Raw genomic sequence first — 16,251 nt, 5'->3', positions numbered from 1 at the left:
ATCAAGCCTTGATGCGGCATCGCAGCATCGCCGGCAGGCATCGCCCGAAAGCCGGGCAGTGGCCTGCCGCCATGCCTGCAAAACGCTCAGCTTGAAAAGGGCGGATCAAAGATGGTGCCGTCAAAAAAGGCATCGGCGCGCAGAATCATCTGCCCCTTTTCGGCCGCGACCTCGCAATCCTGCGCCAGGGCCCCTTCCAGCCGGGCCGAGGCCCCGGGCAGGGCCGCACCCGCCTCGCGCAGGTGTTCGCGGTAAAGGTCGGTACGGAAATGCTTCATCGCCTTTTGCATCGCCGGTACCGGCGCAAGCCCGTGGCGCTGCGCGATGCGCTGCGCGAAAAGCGCGGCAAGGCTTTTCCACGGGAAATTCGCCGCACCCGCGTGGAAGACGATAAAGTCCGGCACATGCCGGATCTCGCCCGAAGGCGTGACCTGCAACCGACCGGTCAGGCCACGCTCGGCCAGTTCGGGCGGCAGGTCCAGATACTCGCGCCGAGACAGGATCTCGGCCGCGGTATCGCGGTTCTCGGTCTCATCCAGCCAGCGCCCGGCGCGCCAGACGGCCCGCATCAACGCACCGGTCATCTGCGGCTGAGCGGCGGTATAATCGCGGCGCAGCACCAGGCCCTTTTCCGGCGGCGACGCCCAGATTGCGGTGCCGGGCAGCAGCAACGAGGCCAGCCCGCGATCCACCGCGCCGGACGCCCAAGGCTCGCCCACGCAAAAGGCGTCGACCTCTCCTGCCGCCATGGATTGCGCCATCAATGGTGGCGGCACGGTCACGACCTCGGGTGCCTGGCTGAAACCACAGGCGCCAAGCCAATGCCGGACCAGTTCCAACTGGGTCGAAAAGTGGAAAGGCACGCCCACGCGCAGCCGGTCCGGCGCGGCGCGATGCAGCGCCCGGCCCGCCTTGCGTGCGTCGCGAAAGTCGAAATCATGGCCCTGATCGCGCAGCCGTTCCGCCAGCACGGCGCTGACCGCGACCGCCTGCCCGCCTTGCGACAGGAACATCACCAGATCCAGATCAGGCAGTGCCGGGCCAAGCCCCAGTGCCTGCGCCACAGGCATGGGCACCAGCATATGCGCCGCCTCGATCAGCCCGGCGCCCAGCATGTCGCGGGCCTGCGCCCAGGCACCAAGACGCAAAAGCTGAAACTCCAGCCCCTCTTCTGCGGCGAACCCCATCTCTTGCGCCACGATCAGCGGCGCGGCGTCGATCAGGGGCACATAACCCAGGCGCAGCGGCGTCAACGGCATGAGAGCAGCCCCGCGGCAAGGACCAGTTGCTGGGCGATTTCGGCCACGCGCTTGCCCTGATCCATCGCCGTCTTGCGAAGCAGCGCATAGGCGGCCTCTTCATCAATGCCGCGCGCTTTCATCAGCACCGCCTTGGCACGGTCGATCACCTTGCGTTCCTCCAATGCCGTGCGGGTCGCAGCCAGTTCGGCACGCATACGCTGGAACATGTGAAACCGCGCGACAGCGGCATCCAGCACCGGCTTGATCCGGTCCGGCCGCAACCCGTCCACCACATAGGCCGAGATCCCCGCCTCGACCGCCGCGCGCGTCAGGTGCTCGTCCGAGCGATCCACAAACATCGCCACCGGCCGTTCCGTGGGGCCCGAGGCCAGAGCCAGTTCCTCAAGCACATCGCGGGACGGATTGGCCAGGTCGATCAGCACGATATCCGGTCGGCACGCCGCTATATGGCGCGCAAGGCCAGTATTTTCCGAGATGATGCGGATGTCGTGGTCACCGATCTCGCGCAGCCCATCCACGATCGGGGCGGCGCGCTCGGGGTCGGGCTCGATGACGATGATGGAAAGGCGTTTGTCCATCTGGTTCCTGATCCGGGTTGCTTTTGCAGGTGCCACCGCAATCGCGCACCCGCAACACATCCCGCCCCCTGCGCACCCGCCAGCTACCTGCTTGCGCAATATCCGGGCAGATTCTGACAGCAGTGCCACCGCCACAGGCATACCGTAAGCGACAGCATTGCCGGGAAAATCCCCTTCGCTTCTCTTGAGCCTGCCGAAGCTTTGGCTAATCTGGCCGCAATACGCCAGCACGGGAAAACCACGGTGGAAATCATCCTTTTGACGGGCAAGGCCACTTTCTTGCCCGGAAGCGACCAGAAAAGCGGAATCGACAAGCGCCCGGCGAACCGCCCGTTGATGCTGGGCCGCGAAGGATTCGAGGGCGACGAACAAGCGGATCGCCGCGTGCATGGCGGGCCGGAAAAGGCCGTGCATCACTATCCCTTTGACCATTACGCTGTCTGGCGGGTCGAACTGGAACAGACGTCACCAGCAGAAGCGGGGGTTTCACACCCCCGGACCCCCGTGGGATATTTGGGCACGAATGAAACCAGGACCTTGCTGGATGCGCCCGGCGCATTTGGCGAGAATATTTCCACCCGTGGGTTAAGCGAGGCGAATGTCGCGGTGGGCGACACCTTTCGGCTGGGGGCAGCGCTGGTGCAGGTCAGTCAGGGCCGGCAGCCTTGCTGGAAGCTGAACCACCGCTTCGGCGTCGCCAACATGGCACGGCGCGTACAGGATACCGGACGCACCGGCTGGTATTATCGCGTGTTGGAACCGGGCATTGTTGGGCCCGGCGACCGGCTGGACTTGATCGACCGTCTGGCGCCGGACTGGACGCTGCACCGGCTTTGGCATGCGCTTTACGTGGACCGGCTGAACCTTGACGAGTTGCAGGGCATCGCCGCGCTGGATGTTTTGGCCGATGGTTGGCGGCGCTATGCCGTTCGCCGTCTGGAAAGCGGCCGGGTCGAGGACTGGTCGAAGCGGTTGGAGGGCAAAGCATGAGCCGCCCACTGGTGATCTCGATTCAAAGCCAGGTGGTCATGGGCCATGTCGGCAATTCAGCGGCGGTGTTTCCAATGTTGGCCACCGGGCTGGAAGTGGCGCCGATTCCCACGGTGATCTTTTCCAACACGCCCGACTATCCGACGCTGCGCGGCCGGGCGCTGCCGGCTGATTTCTTTGCCGACCTGTTGCAGGGCGCTTGGGAACGTGGCCTGCCCGAACGGGCGGATTTTCTGCTGACGGGCTATATCGGCTCGGTCGAGGTGGCGCATCTGACCGCCGATTTTGTCGCGCGCGCCAAAGCTGCCAATCCGCAGCTGCGTTATTACTGCGACCCGGTACTGGGCGACGAACAGCCCGGTCTTTATGTGCCCAGGGAGATCGCCGACATTTTCCGCAACCGGCTGCTGCCGATGGCCGATATCGCCTCGCCCAACCCGTTCGAGATCGCCTGGCTGACCGACCAGCCCATCGCCGAACTGGCCGATATTCCGCGCGCCGCGCAGGCCTTGCGAATGGCACCCGAGGCACAGTTGATCGTTACCGGCTGCAAGCTGCACGAAACCGAAGCCGGGATGCTGGAAAGCGTAATCCTGGGGTCGAAAGGACTGACACGCCATCCGACGCCGCATCTGCCCGTGGCGCTGGCCGGGACCGGAGACCTTTTCGCGGGGCTGGTTATCGCCGCGCTGGGGCGTGGGCAGAGGCTGCCGCAGGCGGTCGAATTCGCTCAAATACAAACCTCGCGCGCGCTGAGCCGGGCGGCCGGGCTAGGCACCAAGGAAGTCGTACTTTCCGACCCCGAGTTCCGCGCCGCCCTGCTCACTCCTTGATATTCAGCGCTTCTTTCGTGCCCAAATATCCCGGGGGAGCCGCGCCGCAGGCGTGGTGGGGGCAGCGCCCCTAATTCTTCCGCAACGCATTCAGCAGCGCAGCCCCAAGCGCACCGGGCTGCCCGTTGCCTGAGGGAGAGGCGGATTTCGGTCCGCGCGCCGGCTGGGGCTTAGGATCGCGTTCCTTCTGCGCGTCCTTGGCGCTGGCGCCGCCATCCTTGCGCATCGTCAGGCCGATGCGTTTGCGCGCCACGTCGACCTCGGTCACCCGCACTTTGACCACATCACCAACTTTCACCACCTCGTTGGGGTCTTTCACGAAACGATCAGCAAGCTGGCTGATATGCACCAGCCCATCCTGATGCACGCCGACATCCACGAAAGCGCCGAAGGCCGCCACATTCGTCACCGTGCCCTCAAGCTGCATGCCCGGGCGCAGGTCGCCGATCGCCTCGACCCCCTCGGCGAAGCTGGCGGTGATAAAGCTGGGACGCGGGTCGCGGCCGGGCTTTTCCAACTCTGCCAGAATATCGCGAATGGTCGGCAAACCGAACTTGTCGTCGACAAAGGCCTCGGCCCGGATGTCCCTGAGCGCCGCACCATTGCCCATGATCTGGCGGATATCGCGGCCACAAGCCGAGACGATCTTGCGCGCGACGCCGTAAGCCTCGGGGTGGACGGTCGAGGCATCGAGCGGCTCATCACCGTCGCGGATACGCAGGAAGCCGGCGCATTGCTCGAAAGCGCGCGGGCCAAGACCCGTCACCTTCTTCAACGCCGCGCGAGAGTGGAAAGCCCCCTGTGCATCCCGATGCGCGACGATGTTCTGCGCCAGCGAGGGCCCCAGACCCGCGACATGCGCAAGCAACGGTGCCGAGGCCGTATTCAGGTCCACCCCGACCGCGTTCACCGCATCCTCGACCACCGCCTCCAGCGTCTTGGCCAATTGCCGCTGGTCCACGTCATGCTGGTACTGGCCGACGCCGATCGCCTCGGGCGGCACCTTCACCAGCTCGGCCAGCGGATCTTGCAAACGCCGGGCGATCGAGACCGCGCCGCGCAGCGACACGTCCAGATCCGGGAATTCTTTCGCCGCCAGTTCGGAGGCGGAATAGACCGAGGCGCCGGCTTCGGACACGATCACCTTGAGCGGGGTCTTCACGCTTTCAGGCAGGCGCTTGAGCACCTCGGCCACGAAACGCTCGGTCTCGCGGCTGGCGGTTCCGTTGCCGATGGCGATCAACTCGATCTTGTGGCGCATGATGGCGGCTGCCAGCGCCGCCTCGGCCCCACGCAAATCGGATTTCGGCGGAAAGGGATAAAGCGTCGCGGTTTCGACGACCTTGCCGGTGCCGTCGACTGCCGCCAGTTTTACGCCGGTGCGGATGCCCGGGTCCAACCCGATGGTGGGCCGCTGCCCGGCGGGCGAGGCCAACAGCAAATCCCGAAGATTGCGGGCGAACACCCGGATCGCCTCAGCATGCGCCCGCATGCGCAACTCGGTCAGAAGGTCGATATACATGGTGTTCGACAGCCGCACCCGCCAGCACCAGCCGGCGACCTTGCGCAGCCAGCGGTCGCCCGGCCCTTCCCCCAGCCGGCCCAAGCCCGAGGCGACGATTCCCTCGGCCCGGGCGGTGCCCGTCTCGGGCTCGGGGGCGATTCCGATTGTCAGCACCTCTTCCTTGGCGCCACGCAGGATCGCCAGCGCCCGGTGGGCGGGGATACTTGCCCATTTCTCGCTTTGGTCGAAGTAATCGCTGAACTTGGCGCCGACCTGCTCTTTGCCCGGCACGACCTTGGCCGAAATCACCGCCTCGGCCTGCATGAATTCGCGCAACCGCCCCAGCAACACCGCATTTTCGGAAAGCTCTTCGACCAGAATGTCGCGCGCGCCGTCCAGTGCCGATTTCACATCCGCGACCGCCTCGGTAACGTAGCCCGCCGCCAACGCCTCGGGCTCGGCAGTGCGGTTTTCCTGTATCGCACGAAGCAGCGGCTCCAGCCCGTTTTCCCGGGCGATCATCGCCTTGGTGCGACGTTTGGGCTTGAAGGGCAGGTAGATATCCTCAAGCGTGGCCTTGGTTTCCGCCCCGGCGATCGAGCGCGCAAGCGCGTCGGTCAGTTTGTCCTGACCCCGGATCGATTCCAGAATTGCCGCCCGTCGCGTCTCAAGCTCGCGCAGATAGCCCAGCCGTTCCGACAGGGTGCGCAACTGGGTATCGTCCAGCCCGCCCGTGACCTCTTTGCGATAGCGCGCGACAAAGGGCACGGTCGCGCCCCCGTCCAGCAAAGCCGCCGCCGCCGATACCTGGGCGGGGCTGGCGCTGATCTCGGCGGCGATGGTGCGGGCTATGCGAGCGGTTGCGTCCACGGGCAGCGTCCTTTGATGACTGGACCGCCTTCATAGCCAAAACCGGCAGGCGATCCAAGCATCCCAGGGCCTGATCGTGCCAAAGACCCGGCCCCGGAAAACAGACCGCCGCTTAGGACAGCCGCATCGCCATCCGCATCCGCTTTTCGAAAGTCGGGTCCAGACGCGGCATGCGCATGTCGCCCTTGGTCGTCTCCATCGCGCACCACAGGTTGGCGATGACCTTCCAATCAAGACCCATCGGCACATCGCCCGTCTCGACCAATTCCAGCCGCCCTGCCAGGCGACGGAAAGCCACGCCATTCAGCAGGGCACCGGCATGGAGCAACACTTCATCGGCAAGTTCGGCGTCGAACTGCGCCTCGGCCATGGCCAGAAAGCCCAGAGGATCGCCATTGAGAAACAGGGCCTGCACCTCAAGCAGGTAGCTTTCGCAGATGGAAAACCCCTGTTCGCACCAGTCCGCGACCGAGCCCGAGAAACCCGGACAGCCGACCCCGATCCCCAAAACCTGCAGAAACACCAGGCTGTCATTGTCACCAAGAGGATAATGCATGTCCGAGACATGCAGAGCCTTACCATTCACCAACATCATTCACCAACCAACAAGAGAGAACACCTAATAAGATACAATTAAAACGATCTGATCGCTTTCAGCCAGTTGCCCTTTAGGACAGGTAAGTAAATCCGCAGTGAGTTTATTTAACCATCTGTTATTTATCAATTATTACTGAACGGTCCTTGCAACTCGCATGACAGCCTCCGGTTGCAGCGCATTCATGGCTCCTTGTACCCACCTTCCCGAGTGTCGGAACGGGCCGGACGTCCGCTCTGCCACCCATGCTGGCACGACAGCAATAAGCAATGTCAAGAACGCCCGCCTGTCCCTCCGCGCAGCCCGCAGAACCCTAAGTGACGGGGTTGAAATCGGCTTTATGAACGAAATGCCTGCCCTGGTCAGGCGTCTTCGCGGGCCCTTTCCCGAATATGCTTTGGCAAGGTTGCAAGCTTCCGGCCCTTGTCGGAGAGAAAATCGAAATGCCTCCCGAGATCGCGCAACACGCGGCTGGGATCAGCTTTTGACATTCCGCGCTTGCGCAGGATCGCCGCCTCGTGGCGGGGGGTGTCGTTGTCTCCTGCGTGGGTAACAACGCACGGAAAATGGGGATCTGTCGCCGCCACTAAATGTTGAGGGATCTTGTAGTGTCCGAAATCGAAAACGGTCTTGGTGTTATGCCGGATCGCCGTTCCCGCACTGAAGAACGGGCTATACCAATCATAAACCCCGCCGGTCGGGCCGTCCGTGACGCAATAATAAATCGAGGGGAAACTGACTGCAAAATTCGCATTCCGCCACATACCAGCCGCGTGACGTCGCAGCCTGCGGATATAATCCTTGGCCACACAGTCGTCGTCATCAAGACGAAACTGTACGATATCGGCCATGTTCATTTCGAACTCGGTAAAGAACTGATGCATAGTGTCTGACACATGCATCGGGGGCACGAACCGCAGGATGACCTGCTGAACATCTGCGCATAGCATTTCAAGGCGTTTGCGATAGGTCGCGGGCATACGATCAGATGAAACAACCAGAAAGCGGAAATTGGGGTCGGTCTGATTTCGCATCGACCCAAGCGTCAAATGCTCAAACGTAGCCAATCTGCGTTCAATCCGCTTTCGGGCGAATAACTCTTTGGCCTTTTCTTCGTATATTGCGGTCAGTTCGTGCTCAGCCTTACCTCTGTAGGCCTTCCAGTCGCCCCGACCCAGCATTGCAAAACGGCATACCCCCACAATCTGTATGTCTTGCGCCTTCATTTTCCCTCCGGCCCCAATTACCAGATATTAACACGGCCGAAAAATAGATACATGCGACAATTTGTTCAGATGGACCTCCATCGCAGTTTCTGCTTGTATACCTGATACAGCCTTATTCCCACGTCAGGAGCCACGTATGCCCAAAGAACCGCTACCGGATAGCGGCTGGTCTCGCGACATACAATCCATCCAAAATGCCATTGTCTGCCCTGCGGCGACCATTCGGGATGCTCCGGGAATATGGTATGCAGGCAAGGACTTGGCAAAAGCTGCAACTTGGCGAAGCGGCGGGAGATGCACGCCAGAGATTATGGGCGAACCGACGCCGACACGGAAGATGGCCGGCAAGCACCTTTGGGGTGGGATCTATTTCGGACATTTCGGTCATTTCATTACCGAGACGATCTCGCGGTTATGGGCTCTCGATCTCGACAAGTTCGAAAGCGTCGTATTCGTTCCCCGCCATGGTTACATAGACGTCACTACAAGATACCGGGTAGAAATGATGGAAATCTTTCTAAACGGTCATCGCATCGAAATCGTTACAGAGCCGACCGAGTTTGAAGAGATCCTTGTTCCTGGGCAGGGGTTTGGCATCGGGGCAATTTCATCCGGAACACCCGAGTTCCGCGCCTTCGTCAACCGGACAATGGAAAAAATCGAACCGAATGGTCCAGATAATATCTATATTTCTCGCACGCGCTTCTCTGGAAAGGGCGGCATTATAGGAGAGAGATTTCTTGAGCGGAACATGCGCGCCCAAGGATATACACCTATCTACCCGGAGAAAATGTCCGTCTCGAAACAACTTTCGATGTTCAAGGCCGCCCGCAAGATTGTTGGGCTTGATAGCTCTGCCTTTCATCTGCTGAGTTACGTTTCCAACCCTGATCAGGAAGCATGTATCATTCTTCGCCGTAGTCACGATGCGCATAAGCATATCGTCCGCCACCTGACCGCATTCAGTGGAAGAAAACCGTTGGTGATTGATACCATCATTGCTAACTGGATGCCGGAAACACAACGCGTGGCAAACCATGTCACTTGGGGCGAACTAGATGAGGTCGAATTAGTAAACCAGTTGGTCGAGAATGGGTTCATCAAGGATGCAAATGTCTGGACGTACATGACCAGAGAGAATTTCTCTGAAAGTCGAGCGTGGTCGGAAGCCCGGCATAAATGCCCGCTTGTCCGGCGAATGTCCTGACATTGAAATACTGTCCGTTACGGGTCACAAGACGCTCTCAACCGTCCAGAAATACCGCGCCCCGGATGGCGATACGCCGCCGCGAAGCAGTTTGCCGAAGCCGGTTGTTCGGACGCGGAGATACAGGCAGTCACCGATCACAAACACTGGCCATGGTTCGGAAATACCGAGCGCAGGCCAGCCAGTCGCGGGCATCTAAGACGGCACAGGACCGCCGAGGGCGAATAAAGAACGTCGGAAACTGTTGGGAAACTCTGCCAAAATCGCGGGAAAATCTGGGCGAATCCCCCGTCATTTCCTTGACGCAAGCTCTTGATTTCAATGTGGTGCGGGTGGAGGGACTTGAACCCCCACGCCTTGCGGCGCCAGAACCTAAATCTGGTGCGTCTGCCAATTTCGCCACACCCGCATCCGACCAGCGCCGACCGGAACCGGCAGCGATGGATCGGCGCCCCTCTTAGCAAAGCCTTTTACCACTTGCGAGCGGAAAGTTCAGTAGCCCAGCCCCCGCAACACTTTGGGAATCCGCTCGGGCAGATCCTCGGCAATCAGGCCGGGGCCAAAGTCCCGCGCCGCCTCGGCGTGCAGCCAAGCGCCGGTCGCCGCAGCCTCCAGTGGCGGGAAGCCGCGGGCCAGCAGGCCTGTGACGATACCGGACAGCACATCACCCGCACCCGCCGTCGCAAGCCATGGGGCCGCCGCCTCGCCCACCGCTGCGGCAATGCGCGCCCCGCCCCCCGGCGCGGCGATCACCGTATCGGGACCCTTGAGCAATACCACGCAACCTGCCTGCCCGGCCGCCTCTCGCGCGGCGTCCAGCCTCGACCAGGCCGGCCCCGTATCGGCCGGTTCCGCCAGTCGCTGCGCCAGATCGGGAAACAGTCGCGCGAATTCGCCGCCATGGGGCGTCAGCACCACCTGCGGATGCAACGCGGCAAAGAGCGATTCGGGAGCACCGGCAAAAGCAGTCAGCGCATCGGCATCCAAGAGTGCCGGCCGCCCCAAGGCCAATGCCGCAAGCACGAGTTGTTGCGCACGCGCCAGCCCCAGACCGGGGCCAAGGCCCAGTGCGTTGATGCGCGGATCGTCCAGCATCCGCACCAACCCGCCATGATCGGCGATGGACCGCAACATGACTGCATCCAGCCTTGCGGCATTTTCCGCCAAAGCGTCGGGCGGACAAACCAGCGTCACCAGCCCCGCTCCGACCCTTAGCGCCGCCCGCGCTGTCAGCCGCGCCGCGCCGCCCTGCCCCGGCCCGCCCCCCAGCACCAGCGCATGACCATGGCTGTATTTATGCCCCTGTCGCTTGGCCAAGGCAGGCACCGGCCCAGCGAAACGCGCAGGCATGCCCGCAGCGCCCATCCAGTCGTCGATACCGATATCGACGATGCGCAAGGCGCCGCTCAGTTCGCCCCCCTGCGCCAGCACATGGCCCAGCTTGGCGCGCTGGAAGCTGACGGTCAGCGCCGCCGCGGGCAAGTCCAGCCCGCCAAGAACCCGGCCACTGTCGGTGCAAAGCCCGCTAAGAATATCGACCGCGACGATAGGGCAACCCTGTGCCGAGGCCAGCCGCAGCAGCACCGCGATCTGAGGCGACAGGGGCCGCACCAGCCCGGTGCCGAACAGCGCGTCGATGCAGATCGTGCCGGGCGGGAAATCCTCGGACGTCAGGGCGTCCAGAGCCGCCACGTCGCCGCGCCAGCCGGCAGCGGCCCCTTGGGCATCCGGGGTTGCGGGCGGGGCCAGCGCCGCCAACCGGACCTGCCAGCCACGCTCGGCCAGAAGCCGCGCCACCACATAGCCGTCACCGCCATTGTTGCCCGGCCCGCAAAGAACCACCGCCCGACCCGGCTGCAGGAGCCGTGGCCACAGCGCTGCCATCTCCTTCACGACGCCCGCACCCGCCCGCTGCATCAGCGTGGCGCCGGTGACGCTGCCGCTTTCAATGGCGGCACCCTCGACCGCCCGCATCTGCCGAGTCGTCAGGATCTCGCGTCTTGGGGCCACATCATCGCACATAATTTAGGCAACTCGCATAATATTCGGGCATATGCCCGGGATTTGCTGTCTGCATGCCGCTTTCGCCGCCAAGCCGCATGGACGCGCATCATCAAACCCGCCAATCAGGTCGCAGGCAAGTCGCGAGAGAAGGATCAGGCGATGAAGAAAGTCGAAGCCATCATCAAGCCCTTCAAACTGGACGATGTGAAAGAGGCACTTCAAGAAGTCGGCGTCCAGGGCCTCTCGGTTACCGAGGTCAAGGGCTTTGGCCGGCAAAAAGGCCATACCGAGCTTTATCGCGGCGCGGAGTATGTGGTGGATTTCCTGCCCAAGGTGAAGATCGAAATGGTTCTGCCCGACGATCTGGTCGAAGCCGCCGTCGATGCCATCGTATCGGCCGCGCGCACCGAAAAGATCGGCGATGGCAAGATCTTTATCATCCCGGTCGAACAGGCCATCCGCATCCGCACCGGCGAAACCGGCGACGACGCGGTCTGATTTCGCCAACCCGCAGAATTAACCGATTACCCATGCCCGGCGGCGGCGCCGGGCAGACTGATGGAGGAAGGTTCCCAATGACAGTCAAGGACGTTCTGGATCTGATGAAGACGGAAGAGGTCGAATATGTCGACGTCCGCTTTACCGATCCCAAGGGCAAGTTGCAGCATGTGACGCTGGTCGTCGATCTGGTGGACGAGGACTTTTTCGAAGAAGGCTTCATGTTCGACGGCTCGTCCATCGCCGGATGGAAGTCCATCGACCAGTCCGACATGAAGCTGATGCCGGACCCGTCCTCGGCCTATATCGACCCGTTCTATGCCGAAAAGACCCTTTGCGTGCATTGCAACGTGGTCGAGCCGGACACCGGCGAACCCTATGCCCGCGACCCGCGCGGCACCGCGCTGAAAGCCGAGGCCTATCTGCGCTCCAGCGGCATTGGCGATACGTCCTATTTCGGCCCCGAGGCCGAGTTCTTTCTGTTCGACGATGTACGCTATGCGGTGAGCCCCCAGAAAGTCGGGTTCGAAATCGACTCGGCCGATGCGGCATGGAACACCGACACGGTGTATGAGGATGGCAACCTGGGCCATCGCGCGGCCCACAAGGGCGGCTATTTCCCGGTGAACCCGATCGACGCGGCCCAGGACATCCGCGGCGAGATGCTGTCGACGATGAAGCGCATGGGCATCAAGGTCGACAAGCACCACCACGAAGTCGCCACCGCCCAGCACGAGCTTGGCATGATCTTTGGCGGGCTGGTCGAGCAGGCCGACAACATCCAGAAATACAAATACGTCATCCACAACGTCGCAGCCGCCTATGGCAAGACCGCGACATTCATGCCCAAGCCCATGAAGGGCGACAACGGCTCGGGGATGCACGTCAACATGTCGATCTGGAAGGACGGCAAGCCGCTGTTCGCCGGCGACAAATATGCCGACCTGTCGCAAGAGGCGCTGTGGTTCATCGGCGGCATCCTCAAGCACGCCAAGGCGCTGAATGCGCTGACCAACCCCGCCACGAACAGCTACAAGCGCCTGATCCCCGGCTTCGAGGCCCCGGTGCTGCGCGCCTATTCGGCCCGCAACCGCTCGGGCTGCGTGCGTATTCCGTGGACCGAATCGCCCAAGGGCAAGCGCGTCGAAGCCCGCTTCCCCGATCCGGCCGCAAACCCCTATCTGGCCTTCGCGGCACTGTTGATGGCCGGTCTTGACGGCATCAAGAACAAGATCGACCCCGGCCCGGCATCCGACAAGGATCTCTACGATCTGCCGCCCGAGGAACTGGCCGAGATCCCGACCGTTTGCGGCAGCCTGCGCGAGGCGCTGGAAGAACTTGAAAAGGACATGGACTTCCTGCTTGCCGGCGACGTCTTCACCCGCGACCAGTTGGAAGGCTACATCAAGCTGAAATGGGAAGAGGTCTATGCTTATGAGCACACCCCCCACCCCATCGAATACGCGATGTATTACAGCTGCTGATCGGCTGCGGTGACGCAAGAACAAGGAAAGCCGCCCCCGTGGCGGCTTTTCCAATTCGCGGCCGGGATGGACAGAAACCCAAGGCAGCCATCGGCCGCGGCACCGCCTTTCACGCAGCCCATGCACGCGTGATTGTGGCGCGCAGTTGCGGGCGGGGGGGCAAGCCGCTAGAACCCGCGCAAACACAGGAGCCTCCGATGATCCCGCGCTATGCCCGCCCCGAAATGGTCGCCATCTGGTCGCCCGAGACCAAATTCAGGATCTGGTACGAGATCGAGGCGCATGCCTGCGACGCTCAGGCCGATCTGGGCGTAATCCCGCGCGAGAATGCCGAGGCCGTCTGGAAAGCCAGGGACGTCGAGTTCGACGTGGCCCGCATCGACGAAATCGAAGCCGTGACGAAGCATGACGTCATTGCCTTCCTCACCCATCTTGCCGAGCATGTCGGCGCGGATCAGGCGCGCTTCGTCCATCAGGGCATGACCAGCTCGGACGTTCTCGACACCACGCTGAACGTGCAACTGGTCCGCGCTGCCGACATCCTGCTGGCCGATATGGACAAGGTCCTGTCCGCGCTAAAAAAACGCGCCTATGAGCATAAGGATACCGTCCGCATCGGCCGCAGCCACGGCATCCATGCCGAGCCGACCACCATGGGCCTGACCTTCGCCCGCTTCTATGCGGAAATGGCCCGCGGCCGCGAACGGCTGGAACGCGCCCGCGACGAGGTTGCGACCGGTGCCATCTCGGGCGCGGTGGGCACATTCGCCAATATCGACCCTGCCGTCGAGGAACATGTCTGCGCCAAGCTGGGTCTGCGCCCCGAGCCGATCAGCACGCAGGTCATCCCGCGCGACCGTCACGCGATGTTCTTTGCCACGCTGGGCGTGATCGCCAGCTCGATGGAGAATATCGCCATCGAGATTCGCCATATGCAGCGCACCGAAGTCCTTGAGGCAGAAGAATATTTCAGCCCCGGACAAAAAGGCAGCTCGGCCATGCCGCACAAGCGCAACCCAGTCCTGACCGAGAACCTGACCGGCCTTGCCCGCCTTGTGCGCATGACGGTGGTTCCCGCGATGGAGAACGTGGCGCTGTGGCATGAACGCGACATCAGCCATTCCTCGGTCGAGCGCGGCATCGCGCCCGATGCGACCATCACGCTGGATTTCGCCTTGAACCGGCTGGCCGGCGTAATCGAGAAACTGGTGGTCTATCCCGATAACATGTTGAAGAACATGAATAAGTTCAAGGGCCTGGTCATGTCGCAACGGGTGCTGCTGGCCTTGACCCAAGCCGGTGTCAGCCGCGAGGACGCCTATCGTCTGGTCCAGCGCAATGCCATGAAGGTCTGGGAACAGGGCGCCGATTTCAAGACCGAACTGCTGGCCGACGCCGAGGTGACTGCGGCCCTGTCACCCGCCGAGATCGAGGAGAAATTCGACCTCGGCTATCACACCAAGCATGTGGACACGATCTTCGCCCGGGTGTTCGGCGATAGCGGCGCACATTAACCGGCTGTTCGTTTTTTCCTGCGAGATTGCCCGCGAAGATCAGGAATCGGGGGCAATCCATGGGTGTTCCGGCGATAGGGACGGTGGCGGGGCTTAGCCCGCGCCAGAAGGCGGCAGTGATCGTGCGGCTGGTGCTGGCCGAGGGCGAGGATATCGACCTCGCCCGGCTACCGCCGGCGTTGCAAACGGAGCTGGCGCAGGAAATGGCGCTGATGGGCGTTATCGACCGCGAAACGCGCAATGCCATCGTATCGGAGTTTTGCGACAGGCTGGAATCCATCGGATTGTCCTTTCCGGGCGATATCGACGGAACATTGGACCTGCTGGGCGGTCACCTCTCGGCCGACACGACCGACCGGCTGCGTCGCATGGCGGCGTTGAACGGAACGGGCGATCCGTGGGACCGTATCGCGGCCATGACCCCGGCCCTGCTGGCAGAACTGGCCAGAGCCGAGGCCGTCGAGATCGCGGCGGTCATGTTTTCGAAACTGCCGGTGCCGCGCGCGGCCGAGGTGTTCGGCCTGCTTGAACAGGAGCGGGCGCGACAGATCGCCTATGCGATGTCCCTGACCGGCAGAATCGAGCCTGAGGCCCTGCAGCGCATCGGCAAGGCGCTGATCCAGGCCGCCGATGCCGTTCCGCAACTTCCGCTGGAGGGAAAGGCGGGCGAAAAAGTCGGCGCGATTCTGAACTTCTCGCCCTCCAGCATGCGCGACAGCGTGCTGGCCGGGCTTGATGACGACGATGCCACCTTCGCGGGCGAGGTGCGCAAGACCATCTTTACCTGGAAGCATATCCCCCGCCGTGTCGACCCGCGCGATATTCCCCGCATCCTGCGCGAAATAGACAATGCAGTGCTGCTCAAGGCGCTCGCCGGGGCCAAGGATGACACACAAGAGACCGCGGATTTCCTGCTTGGCGGCGTTTCCTCACGCCTGGCCGAATCCATACGCGAAGAGATGGAGGTGCTTGGCAAGGTCCCGGCGCAGGATACCGAAGATGCCATGGACCAGGTCGTGGCCACGATCCGTCACATGGAAGCGGCAGGCAATCTGTTCCTGATCGCGCCAGACCCCGAAGAAGAGGACTAACCGAAACAGATGATACGGCCGGCCAATTCCAGTTCGCTTGCCGGTCAGCAAGGAAGGACGCAGTGACGACCCGCCATATCCTGGGCGCAAACCCCGACAATGCCGGGCGTGCGACCGCAGCACGGAAGCGATACCTTGTCCGAATCCGGTGTCTGCCATAGCAGAGGGCGGGACAACAAACCGCGATAAAGCAGGACAGATACGGAACGGATGGCATGACAAATCAGATCGCACTCGTGCTGGGCCTGTTGATCCTCGGGCTGTTCGCGGCAGATGCGCTGGTGCTGCATTGGGGCATACCGCTGTTTCTGGGCAAGCAGTTCGCCAGCCTGATCGAATATCTCAGCTTTTGGCGCTGATCGGCCTGCGGATGCGATTCGCCCTTGCTTAGCCCGCGGCACGACCAAAGGCGGAGGGATTTGCGGCGTCATAAAACAGCCGCATCATCTTTCGAACGACCCGCCAGCGACTATACGCCGCGATTGTACCGCTAACATACGCATTTCGGCCGAGTTTCCGTTCGCGCAGGTTTCTGGCATTTGCATTTCCTGGGCGATGCGGGCTATTTGCAGCGCGAAACACTCATCTGCGGCGG

Annotated in this window: 14 protein-coding genes and 1 tRNA gene; 8 read left to right on the top strand and 7 right to left on the bottom strand. The window is 62.3% G+C overall.

Annotation, left to right across the window (positions count from 1 at the left end):
• Nucleotides 1–86: 86 nt before the first annotated feature.
• Nucleotides 87–1,259 (bottom strand): CmpA/NrtA family ABC transporter substrate-binding protein, encoded by a 1,173-nt coding sequence (locus JWJ88_RS13985; RefSeq protein ID WP_205296399.1) that lies wholly within the window; start codon nt 1,257–1,259, stop codon nt 87–89.
• Nucleotides 1,250–1,840 (bottom strand): ANTAR domain-containing response regulator, encoded by a 591-nt coding sequence (locus tag JWJ88_RS13980; protein WP_205296398.1) that lies wholly within the window; start codon nt 1,838–1,840, stop codon nt 1,250–1,252. The genes JWJ88_RS13985 and JWJ88_RS13980 overlap by 10 nt, the downstream gene beginning before the upstream one ends.
• Before the next feature lie 243 nt (nt 1,841–2,083).
• Between JWJ88_RS13980 and JWJ88_RS13975 the strand changes: the two genes are divergently transcribed.
• On the top strand, nt 2,084–2,830 hold the full coding sequence (locus JWJ88_RS13975; RefSeq protein WP_205296397.1) for an MOSC domain-containing protein: 747 nt from the start codon (nt 2,084–2,086) through the stop codon (nt 2,828–2,830).
• The gene (gene pdxY, locus JWJ88_RS13970) at nt 2,827–3,663 is read left to right on the top strand and encodes a pyridoxal kinase (protein WP_205296396.1); all 837 of its coding nucleotides are present in this window, start codon (nt 2,827–2,829) and stop codon (nt 3,661–3,663) included. Before JWJ88_RS13975 ends, pdxY begins: the two co-directional genes overlap by 4 nt.
• Nucleotides 3,664–3,733: 70 nt before the next feature.
• On the opposite strand, the gene JWJ88_RS13965 is transcribed toward pdxY, so the two are convergent.
• The 3 genes from JWJ88_RS13965 to JWJ88_RS13955 all read right to left on the bottom strand — a co-directional run bounded on the left by JWJ88_RS13965 (nt 3,734) and on the right by JWJ88_RS13955 (nt 7,858).
• On the bottom strand, nt 3,734–6,037 hold the full coding sequence (locus JWJ88_RS13965) for a Tex family protein (RefSeq protein ID WP_205296395.1): 2,304 nt from the start codon (nt 6,035–6,037) through the stop codon (nt 3,734–3,736).
• 112 nt (nt 6,038–6,149) lie between these two features.
• Entirely contained in the window at nt 6,150–6,632 is a 483-nt protein-coding gene (locus JWJ88_RS13960; protein ID WP_240200325.1) for a hypothetical protein, read from the bottom strand.
• Nucleotides 6,633–6,994: 362 nt separating this feature from the next.
• Nucleotides 6,995–7,858, bottom strand: coding sequence for a glycosyltransferase (locus JWJ88_RS13955; protein ID WP_205296394.1), 864 nt, complete (start codon nt 7,856–7,858; stop codon nt 6,995–6,997).
• A gap of 136 nt (nt 7,859–7,994) precedes the next feature.
• On the opposite strand from JWJ88_RS13955, the gene JWJ88_RS13950 reads away from it, so the two are divergent.
• Complete coding sequence (locus JWJ88_RS13950) at nt 7,995–9,065, top strand: glycosyltransferase family 61 protein (protein ID WP_205296393.1); 1,071 nt, start codon at nt 7,995–7,997, stop codon at nt 9,063–9,065.
• Between the two features lie 324 nt (nt 9,066–9,389).
• Here JWJ88_RS13950 and JWJ88_RS13945 read toward each other — a convergent pair.
• Both JWJ88_RS13945 and JWJ88_RS13940 read right to left on the bottom strand, forming a co-directional pair.
• Nucleotides 9,390–9,474: transfer RNA gene (locus JWJ88_RS13945), tRNA-Leu, on the bottom strand.
• 83 nt (nt 9,475–9,557) lie between these two features.
• The gene (locus JWJ88_RS13940; protein WP_205296392.1) at nt 9,558–11,087 is read right to left on the bottom strand and encodes an NAD(P)H-hydrate dehydratase; all 1,530 of its coding nucleotides are present in this window, start codon (nt 11,085–11,087) and stop codon (nt 9,558–9,560) included.
• A gap of 141 nt (nt 11,088–11,228) precedes the next feature.
• Here JWJ88_RS13940 and JWJ88_RS13935 point away from each other — a divergent pair, with 141 nt between their 5' ends.
• The 5 genes from JWJ88_RS13935 (at nt 11,229) to JWJ88_RS13915 (ending at nt 16,015) form a co-directional block, all read left to right on the top strand.
• Entirely contained in the window at nt 11,229–11,567 is a 339-nt protein-coding gene (locus JWJ88_RS13935; RefSeq protein ID WP_024843759.1) for a P-II family nitrogen regulator, read from the top strand.
• Nucleotides 11,568–11,644: 77 nt separating this feature from the next.
• Entirely contained in the window at nt 11,645–13,051 is a 1,407-nt protein-coding gene (glnA, locus tag JWJ88_RS13930; protein WP_205296391.1) for a type I glutamate--ammonia ligase, read from the top strand.
• Between the two features lie 197 nt (nt 13,052–13,248).
• Nucleotides 13,249–14,565: an adenylosuccinate lyase gene (purB, locus tag JWJ88_RS13925; RefSeq protein WP_205296390.1), complete on the top strand. Its 1,317-nt coding sequence runs from the start codon at nt 13,249–13,251 to the stop codon at nt 14,563–14,565.
• A 59-nt stretch (nt 14,566–14,624) separates the two neighbouring features.
• Nucleotides 14,625–15,656 carry a flagellar motor switch protein FliG gene (locus tag JWJ88_RS13920; protein WP_205296389.1) on the top strand — a complete coding sequence of 344 codons (1,032 nt, stop codon included), beginning with the start codon at nt 14,625–14,627 and terminating at the stop codon, nt 15,654–15,656.
• 215 nt (nt 15,657–15,871) lie between these two features.
• Nucleotides 15,872–16,015: a hypothetical protein gene (locus tag JWJ88_RS13915; RefSeq protein ID WP_205296388.1), complete on the top strand. Its 144-nt coding sequence runs from the start codon at nt 15,872–15,874 to the stop codon at nt 16,013–16,015.
• Nucleotides 16,016–16,251 lie beyond the last annotated feature (236 nt).

It is taken from the genome of Paracoccus methylovorus (assembly GCF_016919705.1).
GTDB classification, from domain to species: Bacteria; Pseudomonadota; Alphaproteobacteria; order Rhodobacterales; family Rhodobacteraceae; genus Paracoccus; species Paracoccus methylovorus.
The sequence above is the reverse complement of the archived record's forward strand: the minus strand, read 5'-3'. Positions and strand labels throughout refer to the sequence as shown.